The following is a 20,579-nucleotide window of genomic DNA, read 5'->3' as shown; positions in this document are numbered from 1 at the left end:
CGGGGGGGTGCGCGCGTGTCTGGTGGGGCTTCACGGCACGAGCGCGGCGGCTGATTTCGGGTGGGGTCCGGGGAACTCGGCCGCGGCGCTCTTACGTTGACGCGGCAGCGGGGGCGGGCTCAGCGGCCGGCGCCGCCGTCGGCGTTGGGGCCGTCGTAGTCCTCGCCGTAGGCGCCCTTGGCGGGGCGGCGGCGGCGCATGGGCGGCTCGACGCCGTCGGCGAGGCGGCGGGCGGTGAGCAGGAAGCCGGTGTGGCCGATCATCCGGTGGTCGGGGCGGACCGCAAGGCCCTCCACGTGCCAGTTGCGGATCATCGTCTCCCAGGAGGTCGGCTCGTTGAAGCAGCCGATCTCACGGATGGACTCGACGGTCCGGGCGAGCTGGGTGGTGGTGGCGACGTAGCAGCACAGGATGCCGCCGGGGACGAGTGCCTTGGAGACGGCCTCCAGGCACTCCCAGGGGGCGAGCATGTCGAGGATGACACGGTCGACGTCGGTGTCCGAGAGGTTGTCCTGGAGGTCGCCCACGGTGAGCTGCCAGGCCGGGTGCGGGCCGCCGAAGTAGCGCTCTACGTTCTGCTGGGCGATCTCGGCGAAGTCCGCGCGGCGCTCGTAGCTGTGCAGCATGCCCTGGTCGCCGATGGCACGCAGCAGGAAGCTGCTGAGCGAGCCGGAGCCGACGCCGGCCTCGACGACGCGGGCGCCCGGGAAGATGTCGGCGAAGGAGAGGATCTGCCCCGCGTCCTTGGGGTAGACGACTGCTGCCCCGCGGGGCATGGACAGGACGTAGTCGGGGAGCAGGGGGCGCAGCGCGAGGTAGGCGACGTTGCCGGTGGTGCGGACAACGCTGCCCTCGGGAGCGCCGATCAGTTCGTCGTGCGGGAAGGAGCCCTTGTGGGTGTGGAAGTTCTTCCCGGCTTCGAGCGTGAACGTGTAGTGGCGGCCCTTGGGGTCGGTCAGCTGTACCTGGTCCCCGACCTTGAAGGGCCCGCGCCTGCGGGCGGCACCGGTCGGTTCGGACATGTGAACAGCCTACCGGGGTTTGCGGAGGGCACCGACCACGGTGAAGGCGGCCTGGAACCGCCTCGTGGAGTCGCGGTGTCCATGCCGGGTGACGCCTGACGGGCCGACGGGAAGTCCTCCGGACGGTCCGGCGGACGGGGAGGGGCGGATCATGGCGGACGGGGCCGGAGACGGACCGGCCAGAAGCTGGTCGCAGGCGTCGGGCTGCGCACTGCTGATCGGGGCCGTGGTCGCGGCGTACGCCTGCTTCTACCTGTTCACCGTGATGCTGCCCACCACCGTGCAGGAGTACCGCGCGTACCGGGCGGCCGAGGTCTGTTCGGACTCCGTACTGGAACGGCGTGGTCGCGTTCGGCGACCCGGGACCGGTGCTGCGGCAGCTGCGGACCGGGGACCGGGTGGACGCCGTGGTCTGGCGCGGGGCCGTGATGCGGCTCGTCCGGTACGACGACGAGCAGGCCACCGCCGACGAACCGCGCGACGAGCCGCAGATGTTCGCCGGGCTCGGCGTGACGGCAGCCCTCCTGGCGGCGCTGGGCGCGTGGTTCGGCCTGGTGCGGCTGGTCCGGCCGGACGACCCCGAACCCTGGACCTGGCGCCCGCTGGGGCGCCGGCTGCTGGGCATCGTGCTGGTCGCCGGACTCGGCTGTGCCTTCGGCGCGCTCCTGCTCCACATCCCGTGGCAGGCCGTGGCCCCGGTCGCCGTGGCGCTCACGGCGGTCGCGTCGGCGGTGCTGATCGCCGTCCGGCGGCGGCAGCGGCGGGCACGGGCGGTGGCCGGGAGCGGCTGAGCCCGCCCCGGGAGGGCGGTTCTCAGCTGGGCCGGGCCATGGCCCTGACGAAGGCCCGTTCGACGTCCGCCGCCGACAGGACGCCGTAGATCTCGCCGGTCTCCTCGACCACCAGGTACTCGGTGGCAGGGGTGGCGCGCAGGACGTCGAGGAGGTCCTCGCCCGCGAGTTCCGCGGAGACGCGCATGCCGTCGGTGAGGTCCTGGGCGAGGCCGCTGACGGCGACCCAGGGGCGGCGGTGTTCGGGTACGCCGACGATCGCGGCCTCGCGGACGAGGGAGAGGGGGTTGCCGTCGGCGTCGACGACGACGAGGGCGCGGGCGCCGGCGGCGTTGGCACGGCGCAGGGCCTCGGAGAGCGGGGTGTCGTTCTCGACCGGGACGGCGCGGCGGGTCAGGGTGCGGGCGCGCAGTTCCGGGAGGTGTTCGCGGAGCCGGGCCATGCGCAGGCTGTTGCCGGCGCCGGTCCAGATGATCGCGGCGAGGATGGCGGCGAGCAGGGCGTCGGTGACGGCGTCCATGCCGTTGCTGTTCTCGGTGCCGCCGCCGAAGGCGCCCCAGTGGTTGAGCAGCGGGAGGCCGATGAGGACGGAGACGGCGAGGGCGCGGCCGACCCAGGCGGCGGCGACGGTGCCGCTCATGGGCCTGCCGGTGATCTTCCAGACGACGGCGCGGAGCATCCGGCCGCCGTCGAGGGGCAGGCCGGGCAGGAGGTTGAAGGCGGCGACGATGAGGTTGGAGACCATCAGGCCGGCCAGCAGGACGCCGGCGACGGTGCCGGGCTCGACGGGCTGCATGGCGAGGTAGAAGAGGCCGGACAGGACGAGGGAGAGCAGCGGGCCGACGAAGGCCAGCACGAACTCCCGTCCGGGGGTCTCGGCCTCCTTCTCGATCTCGGAGACGCCGCCGAAGAACTGGAGCTGGATGCGGCGGACGGGGAGCTTGAAGCGGATCGCGGCGACCGTGTGGGCGAGTTCGTGGACCAGGACGGAGGCGTAGAAGGCGATGGCGAAGAAGAGGGAGACGAGGTAGCGGGCGGCGCCGAGTTCGGGCAGCACGCGGTCGAGCTGGCCGCCGAAGACCCAGGTGATCAGGGCGGCGACGACGAACCAGCTGGGGGCGACGTACACGGGGACGCCGAAGGGCCGCCCCATGAGCAGCCCGCCACCGGGTTCCTTGGGCCGCTGCGGCGGCTGTCCCTTGGCCATACCGGACTGTGTCCGGGCCGGGCCGTCGCCTTCACCGGGTGCACCGGCGGGCGCGTCCCTGCGGGCCTCGGGGGCGGACTCGGGACCGTCGGCGGGCTCGGGGCGGGTGCCGGCGGCCGAGGGGGTGCCGACGGCCGGCTCGGGTTCGGCATCCGGGTCCTGACCGGCTCGGGCGGCCGAGGGGGTGCCAGCGGCCGGCTCCGGGTGGGTCTCGCGGGGTTCCCGGGGCCCGTCGGTGCGCGGTGCGGACGCTGGTTCCGGCGTTTCCTCGGCCTCCGGCGTCTGGGGCGTCACCGTCGCCTCCGGAGATTCCGGGGCTCGTGGCGCAGGCTCCCCGCCGGATGTCTCCCGCGTCGGTTCGGTCTGGTCGGTGGGGTCGGTGGCGCGGGCGTCGCTCGGCTCCGGGCCTCCGTCGGTGGGCGGGGCCGTAGGACCTGCGCGGTGCTCGGTCGGTTCGGCGTTGTCCGACCGGGGCTGCCCGCTGCCGCCGCTCACGTCCACGGTGTCCCCTCGTTAGATGCGTCGTCTCTGGTCGATGGTATGCGGCCGTCGTGGCGTGTTTCGCCCCGGCACCCCCTGTGTTGGCCGGGCCGACGCGCGGGTTGGGTGACTGTCAGTGGCGGGCCGTATGGTCTGTGGTCATGGACAGCAGCATCGAGGACGCCGCGCAGGCTCGGGGCGCGGACGTCACACAGGGAGAAGGGCCGGTCACGGCGGCGGAGGGGCCGACGGCCCGGCCGCCTGCCTCCCTGTCGCCCTCGCGGGCCAGTGACTTCATGCAGTGTCCGCTGCTGTACCGGTTCCGGGTGATCGACCGGCTCCCGGAGAAGCCGAGCGAGGCGGCGACCCGGGGAACCCTGGTGCACGCGGTCCTTGAACGGCTCTTCGACGCGCCGGCGACCGAGCGGACGGCGCCGCGGGCCAAGTCGCTGATCCCGGGGCAGTGGGACCGGCTGCGGGAGTCCCGGCCGGAGCTCGGGGAGCTGTTCGCGGAGGATCCGGAGGGCGAGCGACTGGCGCGCTGGCTGGGCGAGGCGGAGCAGCTCGTCGAGCGCTGGTTCACGCTGGAGGATCCGGTCCGGCTGGAGCCCGTGGAGCGGGAGCTGTTCGTGGAGACCGAGCTGGAGTCGGGGCTGCGGCTGCGCGGGATCATCGACCGGGTCGACGTGGCGCCGACGGGCGAGGTGCGGATCGTCGACTACAAGACGGGCAAGGCGCCGAGGCCGGAGTACGCCGAGGGCGCGCTGTTCCAGATGAAGTTCTACGCCCTGGTGGTGTGGCGGCTGAAGAACGTGGTGCCGAGGCGGCTGCAGCTGGTCTATCTCGGCAGCGGTGACGTGCTGACGTACGACCCGGTACTCGCCGATCTCCAGCGGGTGGAGCGCAAGCTGCTCGCGCTGTGGGAGGCGATCCGGCAGGCGACGGAGTCGGGCGAGTGGCGGCCGCGGCCGACGAAGCTGTGCGGCTGGTGCGACCACCAGGCGCACTGCCCCGAGTTCGGCGGCACTCCCCCGCCGTACCCGCTGCCGGTGAGGCCGGCGGAGTCCGAGGACCTCCCGCAGGGCAGAATGGGCGCGGACTAGCGAAGGAGACTCACCGTGGCCATCCGCGTCCTACTGGTCGACGACCAGCCGCTGCTGCGAACCGGGTTCCGGATGATTCTGGAGGCCGAGCAGGACATCGCGGTCGTGGGCGAGGCCGGAGACGGCCTGCAGGCCCTCGACCAGGTGCGCGCCCTCCAGCCCGATGTCGTGCTGATGGACATCCGGATGCCGCGGATGGACGGCGTGGAGGCGACCCGGCAGATCACCGGTCCCGGCCGGGACGGCCCGGCGAAGGTGCTGGTGCTGACCACGTTCGATCTCGACGAGTACGTGGTGGAGGCGCTGCGCGCGGGCGCCAGCGGCTTCCTGCTGAAGGACGCCCCGGCCAACGAGCTGGTGCAGGCGATCCGGGTGGTGGCGAACGGCGAGGCGATGCTGGCGCCGAGCATCACGCGCCGCCTGCTGGACAAGTACGCGACGCATCTGCCGTCCGGCGAGGAGCCGGTGCCGGACACTCTGCACACCCTCACCGACCGTGAGGTGGAGGTGCTGAAGCTGGTCGCGCGGGGGCTGTCGAACGCGGAGATCGCCGCCGACCTGTTCGTCAGCGAGACGACCGTGAAGACCCATGTGGGGCATGTGCTGACCAAGCTCGGGCTGCGGGACCGGGTGCAGGCTGCGGTGTACGCGTACGAGAGCGGCCTGGTGCGCCCCGGCGCGCAGTAAGGACGCGGGTAGGCAGGAAGGGGCCCCTCTCCGTGGAGAGGGGCCCCTTCCTGTCGTATGACCGACCGGACGTCAGCTGCTGGAGCCGCGGCCGAGCTCCCACAGCTGGAGGCTGGCCGAGGAGTTGAGGGCGTAGGCGACGCCCGTGATGTCGTCGCGGGCGGCGACGTACTGCTTGCCCTGCCACAGCGGCAGCACCGGGACGTCGTCGGCGACGTCGTTCTGGATCTCGGTGAGGCTGCTGGAGGCGCTGGCCCGGTCGGCCTCCCGGCGGGACTCCGGGATCAGGGTGTTGATGATCCGGTTGTTGACGTACGGCGACTTGAGGAAGTTGTCCTTGTCGAGGAACGGCGCGAGGAAGTTGTCGGCGTCCGGGAAGTCGGGGAACCAGCCCATGCCGTAGACGTCGTAGTCGCCCTTGCGCTCGTTGGTCTGGTAGGACGACCAGGCAGTGCCCTCGATGCTGACGTCGAACAGGCCGCTGTCGTTGAGCTGCTGCTTGAGGACCTCGAACTCCTGCTTGGTGGCCGGACCGTAGTGGTCGGTCGTGTAGTGCAGGGTGAGCTTCACCGGGGTGGTGATGTTCGCCGCGGTCAGCAGGCTCTTGGCCTTGGAGACGCTGGGGTCGCCGTACTTGTTGAAGAACGAGTTGGAGTGGCCGGTGATGGAGGCCGGGACCAGCGAGTACAGCGGCTGGGCCTGGGTGCCGTACACCTTGGCGACGAGTTCGTCACGGTTGATGACCTGGGCCATGGCCTGGCGGACGGCCTTGGACTTGACGCTCGGCGCGTCGGTGTTGAAGCCGAGGTAGCGGATCTCCAGACCGGACATCTCGACGAGGTCGACGTTGGAGTCGTCGCCGGCGTCGAGCTTCTTGATCTGGGACGGCGACATGGTGCGGGTCATGACGTCGATGTCGCCCTTGTCGATCGCCTCGCCCATGGCGTCGGCGTCCTTGTACGAGCGCATGACGACCTGCTCGTTGTTCACCTTCAAGCTGCCCTTGTAGTTCGGGTTCTTGGTGAAGGTGGCGGAGACGATCGCGTCGTTCTTGACGTCGGCCTTGAAGGTGTAGGGGCCGGAGCCGTCGATGGAGAAGCCGTCGCGGAGCTTGTCCTTCTCGTAGTCCTTCGGGTTCACGAGGCCCGCGACCGGAGTGGACAGCTTGTACGGGAAGGTGGCGTCGGCGGTCTTGAGGTGGAAGATGACCTCGCGGTCGCCCTGGGTCTCGATGGTGTCGATGTTCGTGAGAAGGCCGTAGACACCACTGTCGGACTTGATGCGCAGGGCGCGCTCGATGGACCACTTGACGTCCGCGGCGGTGACGGCGTTGCCGTCGGAGAACTTCAGGCCCTCACGCAGCTTGCAGGCGTAGCGCTCGCTGCCGCTGTCGGTGAAGGAGCAGCTCTCGGCCGCGTCGGGGACCGGGTCGCCCTCGCCCTTGGGCTGGGACATCAGGGTCTGCACCGTCTGGCGCAGGATGTTCCAGCCGCCAACGTCGTAGGAGTACGCGGGGTCGACCGGCGCCGGAGCGTCCTTCGTGGCGGTGAACTGGTCAGTGGTGCCCACGACGATCGCGTCGCTACTGCTGCTCCCGCTGCCGGATCCACCGCACGCGGCGAGCACGGGAGTGAGCAGGCCGACAACGGCCGGCAGCACCAAAGTCTTGCGGTTCATGCTCGAAGTTCTCCAGAGCTGTTCGTGTCCGTGTATCCCGCATACATGGGGTGTCGAAGCGGATCACGGGGGTTACGGCGATGTTCTCGCGACGAGATTAGTCCGCGCCCGCAGGAGGGTTGGCAGCGGCGTGAGTTGAGGTCCCATCACGCAGGGGAACCGGATGCGGACAGACCGAAAACCCGACAGCGGCAGGATTAGTGCAGCCTCTCCCCAATCGGGACACAAGGTCGCCCCGTTTCCCCCCGAACGGGGGTGGGCTGCACAATCAGGCAACGTTGTCGAGCTGCGTGCCGCGTGGGGAACGTCACACGCGCATTTCTGTGATGGGGTATCGGAATTCAGCCGGTTGAACAGTTGCGAATTCTGTTGAATGACCGGTGCCGGGATTTCGACCAATGGACTTTGCACGCTGGGTGAACGGCTGACGCATTTCCGTCATCAGACCGCCATCAGGCCGCGCAGAAAAGCCAGGTCGACCTCCTCCAGGGAGGTCACGACGGTCCGCCGCTCGGCCGGGGCGATCGGCGCGACCGACGGGACGGCGACCACCTGGCAGCCGGCGGCCTCGGCGGCGGCGACGCCGGTCGCGGTGTCCTCGACGACCGCGCACCTGGCCGGATCCACCCCCAGCCCGGCGGCGGCGAGCAGATACGGGTCCGGGTACGGCTTGGTGCGCGAGACCTCGTCGCCGGCGACGGACAGGGTGAAGTGCCGGGGGCCCAGCGAGGTCAGGACCCGGTCGATGATGCGCCGGTGCGAGGCGGAGACCAGGGCGGTGGGAATCTGCTGCTCGTAGAGCTCGGCCAGCAGCCGCTGTGCGCCCGGCATCAGCGGCAGGGCGGCGCCGATGCGCTCCTCGAAGCCGTCGTTGAGCAGCACGCTGAGCTCGGCGAGCGTGATGGCGGCGCCGGTGGCCTCGATGAGGAACCCGGCGCTGCGGGTCATGGGGCCGCCGACCACGACATGGCGCCAGGACTCGTCGAGGGCGTGGCCGAGGCGGGCGAAGATCTCGACCTCGACGTCCCACCAGAAGCCCTCGGTGTCCACCAGGGTGCCGTCCATGTCGAGGAGCACCGCCTGGAGGGCGGAGCCTTCGGCCGTACGGGTTCCGAGCGCGGGGACCGTGCTGGTCATCCACGTACCTCCTTGAGGGACGACCAGGCCGGTTCCCGCGCGGGGAACCGGCCTGCTGTGGACCGACCAGTGTACGACTTATCCGATCAGTGTGCTCTGTGGGACACGTCTCGGTGCCGGCGTACCGCTCAGCGTGCGTTGAAGTACTTCGCCTCCGGGTGGTGGATCACGATCGCGTCCGTGGACTGCTCGGGGTGCAGCTGGAACTCCTCGGACAGATGGACGCCGATGCGCTCGGGACGGAGCAGTTCGGCGATCTTGGCGCGGTCCTCCAGGTTGGGGCAGGCGCCGTAGCCGAGGGAGAAGCGGGCACCCCGGTACTTCAGGGCGAACATGTCTTCGATGTCGCTGGGGTCCTCACCGGCGAAGCCGAGTTCGGAGCGCACGCGTGCGTGCCAGTACTCGGCGAGGGCCTCGGCCAGCTGGACGGAGAGACCGTGCAGTTCGAGGTAGTCGCGGTAGGAGTTGGACTCGAAGAGCCGGGCGGTCTGCTCGCCGATGCGGGAGCCGACGGTGACGACCTGGAGCCCGACCACGTCCGTCTGGCCCGACTCCTCCGGGCGGAAGAAGTCGGCGAGACACAGCCGGCGGCCGCGGCGCTGGCGGGGGAAGGTGAACCGGGTGCGCTCGTTGCCCTGTTCGTCCAGGATGATCAGGTCGTCGTCCTTGGAGACACAGGGGAAGTAGCCGTAGACCACGGCGGCTTCCAGCAGGTTCTCCGTCTGGAGCTGGTCCAGGAGGCCGCGCAGCCGGGGGCGGCCCTCGGTCTCGACGAGTTCCTCGTACGACGGTCCCTCACCGGTGCGGGCCTGCTTGAGGCCCCACTGGCCCTTGAAGAGGGCGCCCTCGTCGAGCCAGCTCGCGTACTCCTTGAGCTGGATGCCCTTGATGACGCGGGTCTCCCAGAACGGCGGGGTGGGCACCGGGTTGTCGACGGCGACGTCGGAGCGGACATGGCCCTCCTCGGGCCGCTCCTCGACCTCGACGGCGGCGGTGGGCCGGACCCGGCGCTGCTTCAGCTCCGGGAGGCTGGCGCCGGGCACCCCGCGCTTGACGCCGATGAGCGCGTCCATCAGGCGCAGGCCCTCGAAGGCGTCGCGGGCGTAGCGGACCTCGCCCCCGTAGAGCTCGTACAGGTCCTGCTCGACGTAGGCGCGGGTGAGGGCGGCGCCGCCGAGGATGACCGGGTAGGTGGCCGCAAGTCCGCGCTGGTTGAGCTCCTCCAGGTTCTCCTTCATGATCACCGTGGACTTGACCAGCAGGCCGGACATGCCGATGACGTCGGCCCGGTGCTCGTCGGCGGCCTCCAGGATCGCGGAGACGGGCTGCTTGATGCCGAGGTTGACGACGTTGTAGCCGTTGTTGGACAGGATGATGTCGACGAGGTTCTTGCCGATGTCGTGGACGTCGCCGCGCACGGTGGCAAGGACGATGGTGCCCTTGCCCTCCGCGTCGGACTTCTCCATGTGCGGTTCGAGATGGGCGACGGCGGTCTTCATCACCTCGGCGGACTGCAGGACGAACGGCAGCTGCATCTGGCCGGAGCCGAACAGCTCGCCGACGACCTTCATGCCGTCCAACAGGGTCTCGTTGACGATGTCGAGGGCCGGGCGGTCTTCCAGCGCCGCGTCGAGGTCGGCCTCCAGGCCGTTCTTCTCGCCGTCGATGATGCGCCGCTTGAGGCGCTCCTCCAGCGGGAGCGCGGCCAGTTCCTCGGCCCGGCCGGCCTTCAGGGACTTGGCGGTGGCGCCCTCGAAGAGCTGCATGAGCTTCTGGAGCGGGTCGTAGCCCTCGGTGCGGCGGTCGTGGACGAGGTCGAGGGCGGTCTGTACCTCTTCCTCGCTGAAGCGGGCGATCGGCAGGATCTTCGAGGCGTGCACGATCGCCGAGTCCAGGCCCGCCTTGACGCACTCGTCGAGGAAGACGGAGTTGAGCAGGATGCGGGCGGCCGGGTTGAGGCCGAAGGAGATGTTGGACAGGCCGAGGGTGGTCTGGACGTCCGGGTGGCGGCGCTTGAGTTCGCGGATCGCCTCGATGGTGGCGATGCCGTCTCCCCGGGACTCCTCCTGACCGGTGCAGATGGTGAAGGTCAGGGTGTCGATGAGGATGTCCGACTCGTGGATGCCCCAGTTCCCGGTGAGGTCGTCGATCAGCCGTTCGGCGATCTCGACCTTCTTCTGGGGGGTGCGGGCCTGCCCCTCCTCGTCGATGGTCAGCGCGATCAGCGCGGCGCCGTGCTCGCGGGCGAGCTGGGTGACCTTCGCGAAGCGGGACTCGGGGCCGTCGCCGTCCTCGTAGTTGACGGAGTTGATGACCGCGCGCCCGCCGAGCTTCTCCAGACCGGCCTGGATGACGTCCACCTCGGTGGAGTCGAGGACGATCGGCAGGGTGGAGGCGGTGGCGAACCGGCCGGCCAGCTCCTCCATGTCGGCGACGCCGTCCCGGCCGACGTAGTCCACGCAGAGGTCCAGCATGTGGGCGCCCTCGCGGATCTGCTCGCGGGCCATCTCCACACAGTCGTCCCAGCGGGCCGCCAGCATGGCCTCGCGGAACTTCTTCGAACCGTTGGCGTTGGTGCGCTCGCCGATGGCCAGGTACGAGGTGTCCTGACGGAACGGCACGGTCTGGTAGAGGGAGGCGGCGCCGGGCTCGGGGCGCGGGCTGCGCTCGGGCGGCCGCACGCCGTGCACCCGCTCGACGACCTGGCGCAGATGCTCGGGGGTGGTGCCGCAGCAGCCGCCGATGAGGGAGAGGCCGTAGTCGCGGACGAAGGTCTCGTGGGCGTCGGCCAGCTCCGCGGGGGTGAGCGGGTAGCTCGCGCCGTCCTTGCCGAGGACGGGCAGGCCCGCGTTCGGCATGCAGGACAGCGCGATCCGGGAGTGCCGGGAGAGGTAGCGCAGGTGCTCGCTCATCTCGGCGGGGCCCGTGGCGCAGTTCATGCCGATCATGTCGATGCCGAGCGGCTCCAGCGCGGTGAGCGCGGCACCGATCTCGGAGCCCAGCAGCATGGTGCCGGTGGTCTCCACGGTGACGGAGACGATGACCGGGACGTCCAGTCCCGCGATCTCGCGGGCGCGGTGGGCGCCGATCACGGCCGCCTTGGTCTGCAGGAGGTCCTGGGTGGTCTCCACGATCAGCGCGTCCGCGCCGCCCGCGATCAGGCCCTCGGCGTTCTGCTGGAAGGCGTCACGGATCGTGGTGTACCCGACGTGGCCGAGGGTGGGCAGCTTGGTGCCGGGGCCGATGGAGCCCAGGACCCAGCGCTGGCGGCCGTCACGGGCGAGATAGCCGTCGGCGGTCTCCCGGGCGATGCGGGCGCCCGCCTCGGACAGTTCGAAGACCCGCTCGGGAATGTCGTACTCGGCCATCGCCGCGTAGTTGGCCCCGAAGGTGTTGGTCTCCACACAGTCCACACCGGCGTCGAAGTACGCCTCGTGGACGGAGCGCACGATGTCGGGGCGGGTGACGTTGAGGATCTCGTTGCAGCCCTCGAGATTCTCGAAGTCCTCCAGGGTGGGATCCTGCGCCTGGAGCATGGTGCCCATGGCTCCGTCGGCGACCACCACACGTGTGGCGAGCGCCTCCCGGAGCGCGGACACACGGGTCCGGCTGTCGGCGGAAGGGGACGGCGGCAACGAGGCCATGAAGGGCTCCCTTGGATGCGACGGCTGTCGGCTATGCGGTTTCCCCGGGCGGGCCGGGGCATGGACGCACGGCGCCAGCGTAACCGGGAGTGGGCTTGGATGGGCAGGGCGTCCATGTGGCGGACGAGTGACCCGGCGGGCGGGCAGTATGACGCCGGCCATGGCGTTTCGGCCGCTGACCGGTCATGGTGCGGGGCGGACGAGTATGGCCGGATGCCCAAGCGCGGGCCGCGCGTGAAGTAACGGATGTCGACCGACCATTAGCGGGGAGTCGGCATGGACCGGTAGTGTTCGGCAATGCCGAACGACGGTTACGGCGTCGTGACGGTGAAGGTCACAGGGGACGGAGGCAGAACGGCGATGGCACGGAACATCCAGTCGCTCGAACGGGCGGCCGCGATGCTGCGGCTGCTCGCGGGCGGCGAGCGACGGCTCGGCCTGTCGGACATCGCCTCGTCATTGGGCCTCGCCAAGGGCACCGCCCACGGCATACTGCGCACCCTCCAGCAGGAGGGATTCGTCGAGCAGGACGAGATCTCGGGGCGCTACCAGCTGGGTGCCGAGCTGCTCCGGCTCGGCACCACCTACCTCGACATCCACGAGCTGCGGGCGCGGGCGCTCGTGTGGACGGACGACCTGGCCCGCTCCAGCGGGGAGAGCGTCTACCTGGGCGTGTTCCACCAGCAGGGCGTGCTGATCGTGCACCACGTCTTCCGGCCCGACGACAGCCGGCAGGTGCTGGAGATCGGCGCCATGCAGCCGCTGCACTCCACGGCCCTCGGCAAGGTGCTGTCGGCCTACGACCCGGTGGCGCACAGCGAGGCCCTGGAGGCCGACCGCAAACCCTTCACGGACCGCACCACCTGCGACCTGGACGCCTTCGAGCACATCCTCGACATCACGCGTGCGCGCGGGTACGCGGCGGACGTGGAGGAGACCTGGGAGGGCGTGGCCTCGGTCGCGGCCCCGATCCACGACCGCCGCCGGATGCCGGTGGGCGCGGTGGGCATCACGGGTGCGGTGGAGCGGCTCTGCAAGGACGGGGAGTTGCGGCCCGACCTGATAGCGGCGGTGCGGGACTGCGCCCGCGCGGTCTCGCGGGACCTGGGCGCGGGCCGGTTCTGACCGCGCACCCCTGATCGACGACCGAGGCCGGTCCGCATGTCGGCGGACCGGCCTCAGTCGTACCCTGAGATGGACATAACAGGGCAAATATGCAGATCAGTGGAGTTATCGAAGGACACCCGGCGGACGACCCGACTCATCGATAACCCACAGCAATCAATAACGATCGCGCTTTCGATAACAGAACTCTTGACGCACGCGTAACGCCGGAGCAAGACTCCCGTCCATCGGTCGGCATTGTCGAACACCTACCGGCAATACGCGCTAGAGTGTGACAACGCCAAAGGCCGGCATCGCTCTCACCCCCGAGGGCGCCAACACCCCGAAGGGACTCGGGGTTCGGCTTCCCTGGACGAAGGACAAAGGAGTCGCGGGTGTCCAGCTCCGACATCTTCATCGGCGAGACCATCGGTACCGCCATACTCATCCTGCTCGGCGGCGGCGTCTGCGCCGCCGTGACCCTCAAGGCCTCCAAGGCCCGCAACGCCGGCTGGCTCGCCATCGCCTTCGGTTGGGGCTTCGCCGTCCTGACGGCCGTCTACATCTCCGGACCGCTGTCCGGTGCCCACCTCAACCCGGCCGTCACCGTCGCCCTGGCCATCAAGAACAGCGACTGGAGCAACGTCCCGGTCTACTTCGCCGGACAGCTGCTCGGCGCGATGATCGGCGCGGCTCTGGTGTGGGTCGCCTACTACGGCCAGTTCCACGCCCACCTCACCGACAAGGAGATCGTCGGCGGTCCGGGCGCGCAGGCCACCACGGCCAAGGCCGTCGAGGCGCAGGAGAAGGGGGCCGGCCCGGTCCTCGGCATCTTCTCCACGGGTCCGGAGATCCGGAACGCGGTGCAGAACCTCGCCACGGAGATCATCGGCACCGTCGTGCTGATCCTCGCGGTCCTCACCCAGGGCCTCAACGACAAGGGCAACGGCCTCGGCGTGCTGGGCGGCCTGATCACCGCGCTGGTGGTCGTCTCCATCGGTCTCTCGCTCGGCGGCCCGACGGGCTACGCCATCAACCCGGCCCGTGACCTCGGCCCGCGCATCGTGCACGCGCTCCTCCCCCTGCCCAACAAGGGTGGTTCCGACTGGAGCTACGCCTGGATCCCGGTGGTCGGCCCGCTGATCGGCGGAGCCATAGCCGCAGGCATCTACAACGTCGCCTTCGCTTAGAGCAGGCAGGCTTCGCCGAAGCAGCAGACGTACCGCCACACACCACGGATCTTTGAGGAGCACACAGTGACCGACGCTCACACCGCAGGCCCCTTCATCGCCGCGATCGACCAGGGCACGACCTCCAGCCGCTGCATCGTCTTCGACAAGGACGGCCGTATCGTCTCGGTCGACCAGAAGGAGCACGAGCAGATCTTCCCGAAGCCGGGCTGGGTCGAGCACAACGCCAACGAGATCTGGACCAACGTCCAGGAAGTCGTCGCCGGGGCCATCCAGAAGGCCGGCATCACCCGCGACGACATCAAGGCCATCGGTATCACCAACCAGCGCGAGACCACCGTGCTGTGGGACAAGAACACCGGTGAGCCCGTCCACAACGCCATCGTCTGGCAGGACACCCGCACCGACGCCCTCTGCAAGGAGCTCGGCCGCAACGTCGGCCAGGACCGCTTCCGCCGCGAGACCGGCCTCCCGCTGGCCTCCTACTTCGCCGGCCCCAAGGCCCGCTGGCTGCTCGACAACGTCGACGGCCTCAAGGAGCGCGCCGAGGCGGGCGACATCCTCTTCGGCACCATGGACACCTGGGTCATCTGGAACCTGACCGGCGGTGTCAACGGCGGCAAGCACGTCACCGACGTCACCAACGCCTCCCGCACCCTGCTCATGAACCTGCACACCATGCAGTGGGACGACAAGATCGCCGAGTCGATCGGCGTGCCGCTGCAGATCCTGCCCGAGATCCGTTCCTCCGCGGAGGTCTACGGCGAGGTCACCGGCGGCAAGCTGGGGGACCTGCTCGGCGGCATCCCGGTGGCGTCCGCGCTCGGCGACCAGCAGGCGGCCCTGTTCGGCCAGTGCTGCTTCGCCGAGGGTGAGGTCAAGTCCACCTACGGCACCGGCACCTTCATGGTGATGAACACCGGTGACAAGGTCATCAACTCCTACGCGGGCCTGCTGACCACGGTCGGCTACAAGATCGGCGACCAGCCGACCGTGTACGCGCTGGAGGGCTCGATCGCCGTCACCGGTTCGCTGGTGCAGTGGATGCGCGACCAGATGGGCCTGATCTCCACCGCCGCCGAGATCGAGACGCTCGCGCTCTCGGTCGAGGACAACGGCGGCGCCTACTTCGTGCCGGCCTTCTCCGGCCTGTTCGCCCCGCACTGGCGCTCCGACGCCCGCGGTGTCATCGCCGGCCTGACCCGGTACGTCACCAAGGCGCACCTGGCCCGCGCCGTCCTGGAGGCCACCGCCTGGCAGACCCGCGAGATCGCGGACGCCATGGTGAAGGACTCCGGCGACGAGCTGGTGGCCCTCAAGGTCGACGGTGGCATGACCGCCAACAACCTGCTGATGCAGCAGCTCGCCGACGTCCTCGACGCACCCGTGGTGCGCCCGATGGTCGCCGAGACCACCTGCCTCGGCGCGGCCTACGCCGCCGGCCTGGCCGTCGGCTTCTGGGCCGGCACCGACGAACTGCGCGCCAACTGGCGCCGGGCCGCCGAGTGGACCCCCCGCATGGACGCGGAGACCCGCGACCGTGAGTACAAGAACTGGCTCAAGGCCGTCGACCGGACCATGGGCTGGATCGACGACGAGAGCTGACGAGAGCGCGCACGCTCTCACGATCGAGCTCTGACGAGGAGTAAGAACCCCACATGACCAGTCAGTCCACCCTGCAGTCCGTACCTGCCCTGGGGACGCACCCGGCCTCCGGCTCGCTTCCGAGCCGCGCCGAGACCAGGGAGCAGCTCTCCAAGGCGTCGTACGACCTTCTCGTGATCGGCGGCGGCATCCTGGGCATCTCCACCGCCTGGCACGCCGCGCAGTCCGGGCTGCGGGTGGCACTGGTCGACGCCGGCGACTTCGCCGGCGCCACCTCCTCCGCCTCCTCCAAGCTTCTCCACGGCGGTCTGCGCTACCTGCAGACCGGCGCGGTGAAGCTGGTGGCGGAGAACCACTTCGAGCGCCGTGCGGTCTCCCGCCAGGTGGCCCCCCACCTGGCGAACCCGCTCACGTTCTACCTCCCCGTGTACAAGGGCGGTCCGCACGGCGCGGCGAAGCTCGGTGCGGGCGTCTTCGCCTACTCCGCGCTCTCCGCGTTCGGTGACGGCGTCGGCCACCTGCTCTCGCCCGCGCGGGCCCAGCGGGACGTGCCGGAGCTGCGCACCGAGAACCTCAAGGCCGTCGCGGTGTACGGCGACGACCAGATGAACGACGCGCGCATGGCGCTGATGACGGTCCGCGCGGCCGTCGAGTCGGGCGCGGTCGTCCTCAACCACGCCCAGGTCACCGGCCTGCGCTTCACCCGGGGCCGGGTGACCGGCGCCGACCTGAAGGACGCGGTCTCCGGCGAGGAGTTCGGCGTCAACGCCCGCCTGGTCCTCAACGCGACCGGCCCCTGGGTCGACCACCTGCGCCGGATGGAGGACCCGAACGCGGCCCCCTCCATCCGCCTCTCCAAGGGTGCGCACCTGGTCCTGAAGCGCACCTCGCCGTGGAAGGCCGCGCTCGCCACCCCCATCGACAAGTACCGGATCACCTTCGCCCTCCCCTGGGAGGACATGCTGCTGCTCGGCACCACCGACGAGGAGTACGAGGGCGACCCGGCGGACGTCTCCGTCACCGAGAAGGACATAGCCCAGATCCTGGACGAGGCCGCGTTCTCCGTCCGGGACCAGCAGCTCCAGCGCGACCTGATCACCTACTCCTTCGCCGGCCTGCGGGTGCTGCCGGGCGGCCCCGGCAGCACCGCGAAGGCCAAGCGCGAGACCGTGGTCACCGAGGGCAGGGGCGGCATGCTGTCCGTCGCGGGCGGCAAGTGGACCACCTTCCGGCACATCGGCCGCACCGTGATGGAGAAGCTGGAGGCGCTGCCGGGCCACCCGCTCGGCGACGACTTCGAGCCGATCGCCTCGCTGCCGAAGAAGCTGCCGCTGCCCGGCGTCGCCAACCCCCGTGCGGTCGCCCACCGCCTGCTGGTGGACAGCCCGGCCCCCGGCCCGCGGATGGCCGCCGACACGGCCAAGCACCTGGCCACCCACTACGGTTCGCTGGCCTTCGACATCGCCCGGATCGCCAACGAGGACCCGCTGCTCGCCGAGCGCGTCCACCCGGACGCCCCGGAGATCTGGGCGCAGGTCGTCTGGGCCCGCGACCACGAGTGGGCCGAGACCACGGACGACGTGCTGCGCCGCCGCACCACCCTGACGATCCGCGGTCTGGCCACCGACGACGTCAGGGCCAAGGTCCAGGACCTGCTCGACAAGAAGTGACCCGAGGAACAGGCGGTTGCCGGGTCCTCCCCTGACCGTCCCGGCAACCGCTGAAGACCCGCCCCCGCCGTACCGGGGGCGGGCGACAGAGGGGCGGCTCCCATCCCCTGGGGAGCCGCCCCTTTCCCATCCCCGAGCAGGACGACAGGCCCTTCCGGTGACCGGCGGGCCGCCCGGCTGACACAGCCTGACCAGGCCGCATAATGGGGCTGAGACATCGGATGTCTGAGCGACAGGGAGGCCGGTATGGCAGTCACCGACGAGGCGATCGAGAAGATCAAGGACATGATCGTCTCCGGTGCGCTGCGCCCCGGCGACCGGTTGCCCAAGGAGAGCGAGCTCGCCGCCGAACTGGGCCTGTCCCGCAACTCGTTGCGGGAGGCGGTGCGGGCCCTGTCGCTGATCCGCATCCTGGACGTCCGGCAGGGCGACGGCACGTATGTCACGAGTCTCGATCCGCAGTTGCTTCTTGAGGCGATGAGCTTCGTCGTCGACTTCCACCGCGACGACACGGTCCTGGAGTTCCTGGCGGTGCGCCGGATCCTGGAGCCGGCCGCCACCGCGATGGCCGCCTCCCGGATCAGCGAGCAGCAACTGGACGCTCTGGCCGCCCAGTTGGACGCTCTCGGCACCGCGCCCTCGGTGGAGGAGCTGGTCGCCTGCGACCTGGAGTTCCACCGGGGCATCGTGCAGAGCTCGGGGAACTCGGTGCTGTGCTCGCTGCTTGACGGGCTGTCCGGGCCGACCACCAGGGCCCGGATCTGGCGCGGTCTGACCCAGGAGGACGCGGTCGCCCGGACCCTGCGGGAGCACCGGGCGATCCTGGCCGCACTGCGCGACCGGGACGCGGAGGCGGCCCGCTCCTGGGCGACCGTGCACATCGCGAGCGTGGAGCAGTGGCTGCGCAGCAGCCTGTGAAGCGCTTCACCGGCTCCCTGGAACCGAGGGTGTTCGAAGGTGGCGAACGGGGCAGTGATCCGTTCACTCCCCCGTGCAAGGGGGCTGCGGGCGCCCCCGCCTCACGCCGTAAGGTTGGGGCGTACGCGAGGGCACGTCGGAAGGAGGCGCTGGGTGATCGAGCTGGAGGGGGTTCCAGAGCTGATCGACCCAGTCATGGTGGCCGCGTTCGAAGGCTGGAACGACGCCGGCGACGCCGCCTCCACCGCGGTCGCGCATCTGGAGCGGGAGTGGAAGGGCGAGGTGTTCGCGGCGCTCGACGCCGAGGACTACTACGACTTCCAGGTGAACCGCCCCACGGTGTGGATGGACGCCGGCGTGCGCAAGATCACCTGGCCGACGACACGGCTGTCGGTGGTCCGGGTCGGCGGCGAGAAGCCGCGCGACCTGGTGCTGGTCAGAGGCATCGAGCCGTCCATGCGCTGGCGCTCGTTCTGCAACGAGCTGCTCGGTTTCGCCCACGAGCTGGGTGTCGAGCTGGTGGTCGTCCTGGGCGCGCTGCTCGGTGACACCCCGCACACGCGTCCGGTGCCGGTCAGCGGGGTGACGTCCGACCCGGACCTGGCCCAGCGGATGGACCTGGAGGAGACCAAGTACGAGGGCCCGACGGGCATCGTCGGCGTCCTCCAGGAGGCGTGCACGCACGCGGGCGTCCCGGCGGTCTCGCTGTGGGCGGCGGTCCCGCACTACGTCTCGCAGCCGCCCAACCCGAAGGCCACGCTGGCCCTGCTCAACCGCCTCGAGGACCTGCTCGACCTGCGGATCCCGCTGGGCGAGCTGCCCGAGGACGCCCGCGCCTGGCAGGTCGGGGTGGACCAGCTGGCCGCGGAGGACAGCGAGGTCGCCGAGTACGTGCAGACGCTGGAGGAGGCCCGGGACACCGCCGAGCTGCCGGAGGCGTCGGGCGAGGCGATCGCGCGTGAGTTCGAGCGCTATCTGCGGCGCCGGGACGGGAGCCCGCCCGGCGGTCATGCCACGGCGGACGGCAGCGACAGCGCGTCGTACCTCCGGGACAACCCCAGCGGCCGGACCCGGCCGCCACGGCCGCCGAAGCCCGACACGCCCGGGACCACGGAGAATTCCGGGGACACCGGCGACTCCGGGGACCCGGGCCCGGACGGCGAAGACACCTCCGAGGACTGAACAGGGACGGTACGCGTGGTGCGTACCGTCCCCCCTTTTTTCCGGTTTTCGGCGTCAGGCGCCGACCACGGTGACGGAGTACGGCGTCTCGGACGTCGGCGTGGTCGTGAAACGCGCGTTGGGCAGGTAGAGCCGGCCGCCGTACGCGGCGACGGTGGTCGGGACGTCGAAGGCCGGGTCGGTGATCCGGCGCTGGAAGACACCGCTGCGGCCGTCCGCGGCCAGCCGGAAGACGTCGACGGCGTTCTGCCGGTTCTGTACGGCGTACAGCGTGCGGCCGCGGACCAGCAGGCCGTCGCCGTTGGTGAGCGGCGCCGCGTCGCCGAGGTCGACGGACTCGGTGATCCCGGTGGCCGGGTCGACGCGGTGCAGCAGGCCGACACCGGCCTGGACGACGAGGAGTGCGGAGCCGTCGGGGGTGCGGGCGATGCCGTTGGCGTTGATGGCACCGTCGGTCGACTGGACCCAGTCGCCGGTCAGCGGCAGCCGTACGACGTCCCCGGCGGCCGGGAGTTCGCCGTTGCGGCCGAGCGGGAGGCCGTAGAGCACCGGCTGGTACGACTCCGTGAACCAGGCGGCGCGCGGGGTCAGCACGACGTCGTTGGCGAAGCTCGGGGTGGCGGTGGCGAGGCTGTAGGAGGCGAGGGTCTCGCCGCTGCGGGCGTCGACCACGCGGGCACCGAAGCTGCGCGCGGCCACGAACAGCCGTCCGCGGGGGTCGAGTTTGAGGCCGACGGCGGGGGTGCCGGGGCCGGTCGAGATCACCTTGCCGGTGCCGGTGCGCAGGTCGGCGCGGTAGAGGGAGCCGTCGGCGAGGGAGCCGAGGTAGGCGTAGGGGCCGGCGCCGATGGTGATGCCCTCGGGCTGCCAGCCGGCGGGGAGGGCGAGGGAGGTGGGCGCCGCCGCCTGCGCGTGGGGGCCGAGGGTCAGGGCGCCGAAGGTTGCCGTGCCGAGGGTGAGCAGTCGGCGTCGGCTTAAGGGGTGGGCCACGGGGTGCCTTCCGCATGGGGGACCGGCAGTTGGCCGGTCTGTTCGGTCAACTGACCGTAATAGCCCACCACATGGGTCACATTGAGCACACTCGCGTTGGGGGATCGACAGGGTTTCGACAGTTGGGGGGTGCGCGTCGAGTACCAACCCTGCGCCGGTGGGGGCTGAGCGC

At 70.5% G+C, this 20,579-nt stretch carries 15 protein-coding genes; 9 read left to right on the top strand and 6 right to left on the bottom strand.

What is annotated here, in order from left to right:
• Positions 1–119 precede the first annotated feature (119 nt).
• Positions 120–1,022, bottom strand: a complete 903-nt coding sequence (locus ACFWPS_RS23615; RefSeq protein WP_089103073.1) for a tRNA (adenine-N1)-methyltransferase — start codon at positions 1,020–1,022, stop codon at positions 120–122.
• A 341-nt stretch (positions 1,023–1,363) separates the two neighbouring features.
• Here ACFWPS_RS23615 and ACFWPS_RS23610 point away from each other — a divergent pair, with 341 nt between their 5' ends.
• Positions 1,364–1,813 carry a hypothetical protein gene (locus ACFWPS_RS23610; RefSeq protein ID WP_383708122.1) on the top strand — a complete coding sequence of 150 codons (450 nt, stop codon included), beginning with the start codon at positions 1,364–1,366 and terminating at the stop codon, positions 1,811–1,813.
• 22 nt (positions 1,814–1,835) lie between these two features.
• Here the strand turns inward: ACFWPS_RS23610 and ACFWPS_RS23605 are convergent, their stop codons facing one another.
• Positions 1,836–3,521, bottom strand: a complete 1,686-nt coding sequence (locus ACFWPS_RS23605) for a site-2 protease family protein (protein ID WP_383708121.1) — start codon at positions 3,519–3,521, stop codon at positions 1,836–1,838.
• A 140-nt stretch (positions 3,522–3,661) separates the two neighbouring features.
• On the opposite strand from ACFWPS_RS23605, the gene ACFWPS_RS23600 reads away from it, so the two are divergent.
• Positions 3,662–4,603 carry a RecB family exonuclease gene (locus tag ACFWPS_RS23600; RefSeq protein ID WP_383708120.1) on the top strand — a complete coding sequence of 314 codons (942 nt, stop codon included), beginning with the start codon at positions 3,662–3,664 and terminating at the stop codon, positions 4,601–4,603.
• A gap of 15 nt (positions 4,604–4,618) precedes the next feature.
• Complete coding sequence (locus tag ACFWPS_RS23595; RefSeq protein ID WP_030608351.1) at positions 4,619–5,290, top strand: response regulator transcription factor; 672 nt, start codon at positions 4,619–4,621, stop codon at positions 5,288–5,290.
• A 72-nt stretch (positions 5,291–5,362) separates the two neighbouring features.
• Here ACFWPS_RS23595 and ACFWPS_RS23590 read toward each other — a convergent pair whose 3' ends face one another.
• The 3 genes from ACFWPS_RS23590 to metH form a co-directional block, all read right to left on the bottom strand.
• The gene (locus ACFWPS_RS23590) at positions 5,363–6,967 is read right to left on the bottom strand and encodes an ABC transporter substrate-binding protein (RefSeq protein ID WP_383708119.1); all 1,605 of its coding nucleotides are present in this window, start codon (positions 6,965–6,967) and stop codon (positions 5,363–5,365) included.
• Between the two features lie 441 nt (positions 6,968–7,408).
• The gene (locus tag ACFWPS_RS23585; protein ID WP_383708118.1) at positions 7,409–8,104 is read right to left on the bottom strand and encodes an HAD family hydrolase; all 696 of its coding nucleotides are present in this window, start codon (positions 8,102–8,104) and stop codon (positions 7,409–7,411) included.
• A gap of 128 nt (positions 8,105–8,232) precedes the next feature.
• Positions 8,233–11,748: a methionine synthase gene (gene metH, locus ACFWPS_RS23580; RefSeq protein WP_383708117.1), complete on the bottom strand. Its 3,516-nt coding sequence runs from the start codon at positions 11,746–11,748 to the stop codon at positions 8,233–8,235.
• A 360-nt stretch (positions 11,749–12,108) separates the two neighbouring features.
• Here metH and ACFWPS_RS23575 point away from each other — a divergent pair, with 360 nt between their 5' ends.
• The 6 genes from ACFWPS_RS23575 to ACFWPS_RS23550 all read left to right on the top strand — a co-directional run bounded on the left by ACFWPS_RS23575 (position 12,109) and on the right by ACFWPS_RS23550 (position 19,417).
• Positions 12,109–12,873 carry an IclR family transcriptional regulator gene (locus ACFWPS_RS23575; protein ID WP_383708126.1) on the top strand — a complete coding sequence of 255 codons (765 nt, stop codon included), beginning with the start codon at positions 12,109–12,111 and terminating at the stop codon, positions 12,871–12,873.
• Positions 12,874–13,247: 374 nt separating this feature from the next.
• Complete coding sequence (locus tag ACFWPS_RS23570) at positions 13,248–14,042, top strand: MIP/aquaporin family protein (protein WP_301650728.1); 795 nt, start codon at positions 13,248–13,250, stop codon at positions 14,040–14,042.
• 66 nt (positions 14,043–14,108) lie between these two features.
• Complete coding sequence (gene glpK, locus ACFWPS_RS23565) at positions 14,109–15,647, top strand: glycerol kinase GlpK (RefSeq protein WP_383708116.1); 1,539 nt, start codon at positions 14,109–14,111, stop codon at positions 15,645–15,647.
• Between the two features lie 53 nt (positions 15,648–15,700).
• Positions 15,701–17,317 (top strand): FAD-dependent oxidoreductase, encoded by a 1,617-nt coding sequence (locus ACFWPS_RS23560; protein ID WP_383708115.1) that lies wholly within the window; start codon positions 15,701–15,703, stop codon positions 17,315–17,317.
• 246 nt (positions 17,318–17,563) lie between these two features.
• Positions 17,564–18,235: a FadR/GntR family transcriptional regulator gene (locus ACFWPS_RS23555; RefSeq protein WP_089103061.1), complete on the top strand. Its 672-nt coding sequence runs from the start codon at positions 17,564–17,566 to the stop codon at positions 18,233–18,235.
• A gap of 153 nt (positions 18,236–18,388) precedes the next feature.
• Positions 18,389–19,417: a PAC2 family protein gene (locus ACFWPS_RS23550; protein WP_383708114.1), complete on the top strand. Its 1,029-nt coding sequence runs from the start codon at positions 18,389–18,391 to the stop codon at positions 19,415–19,417.
• 54 nt (positions 19,418–19,471) lie between these two features.
• Here ACFWPS_RS23550 and ACFWPS_RS23545 read toward each other — a convergent pair whose 3' ends face one another.
• The gene (locus tag ACFWPS_RS23545; protein ID WP_383708113.1) at positions 19,472–20,407 is read right to left on the bottom strand and encodes an SMP-30/gluconolactonase/LRE family protein; all 936 of its coding nucleotides are present in this window, start codon (positions 20,405–20,407) and stop codon (positions 19,472–19,474) included.
• Between the last annotated feature and the right edge of the window lie 172 nt (positions 20,408–20,579).

Origin of the sequence: Streptomyces sp. NPDC058457 (assembly GCF_042720695.1) — a bacterium.
Lineage (GTDB): Bacteria > Actinomycetota > Actinomycetes > Streptomycetales > Streptomycetaceae > Streptomyces.
The sequence above is the reverse complement of the archived record's forward strand: the minus strand, read 5'-3'. Positions and strand labels throughout refer to the sequence as shown.

Coding starts and splice junctions, on each gene's coding strand:
- ACFWPS_RS23615 (WP_089103073.1), bottom strand. CDS start 1,022: ATGTCCGAACCGACCGGTGCCGCCCGCAGGCGCGGGCCCTTCAAGGTC.
- ACFWPS_RS23575 (WP_383708126.1), top strand. CDS start 12,109: ATGGCACGGAACATCCAGTCGCTCGAACGGGCGGCCGCGATGCTGCGG.
- metH (WP_383708117.1), bottom strand. CDS start 11,748: ATGGCCTCGTTGCCGCCGTCCCCTTCCGCCGACAGCCGGACCCGTGTG.
- ACFWPS_RS23560 (WP_383708115.1), top strand. CDS start 15,701: ATGACCAGTCAGTCCACCCTGCAGTCCGTACCTGCCCTGGGGACGCAC.
- ACFWPS_RS23585 (WP_383708118.1), bottom strand. CDS start 8,104: ATGACCAGCACGGTCCCCGCGCTCGGAACCCGTACGGCCGAAGGCTCC.
- ACFWPS_RS23600 (WP_383708120.1), top strand. CDS start 3,662: ATGGACAGCAGCATCGAGGACGCCGCGCAGGCTCGGGGCGCGGACGTC.
- ACFWPS_RS23590 (WP_383708119.1), bottom strand. CDS start 6,967: ATGAACCGCAAGACTTTGGTGCTGCCGGCCGTTGTCGGCCTGCTCACT.
- ACFWPS_RS23555 (WP_089103061.1), top strand. CDS start 17,564: ATGGCAGTCACCGACGAGGCGATCGAGAAGATCAAGGACATGATCGTC.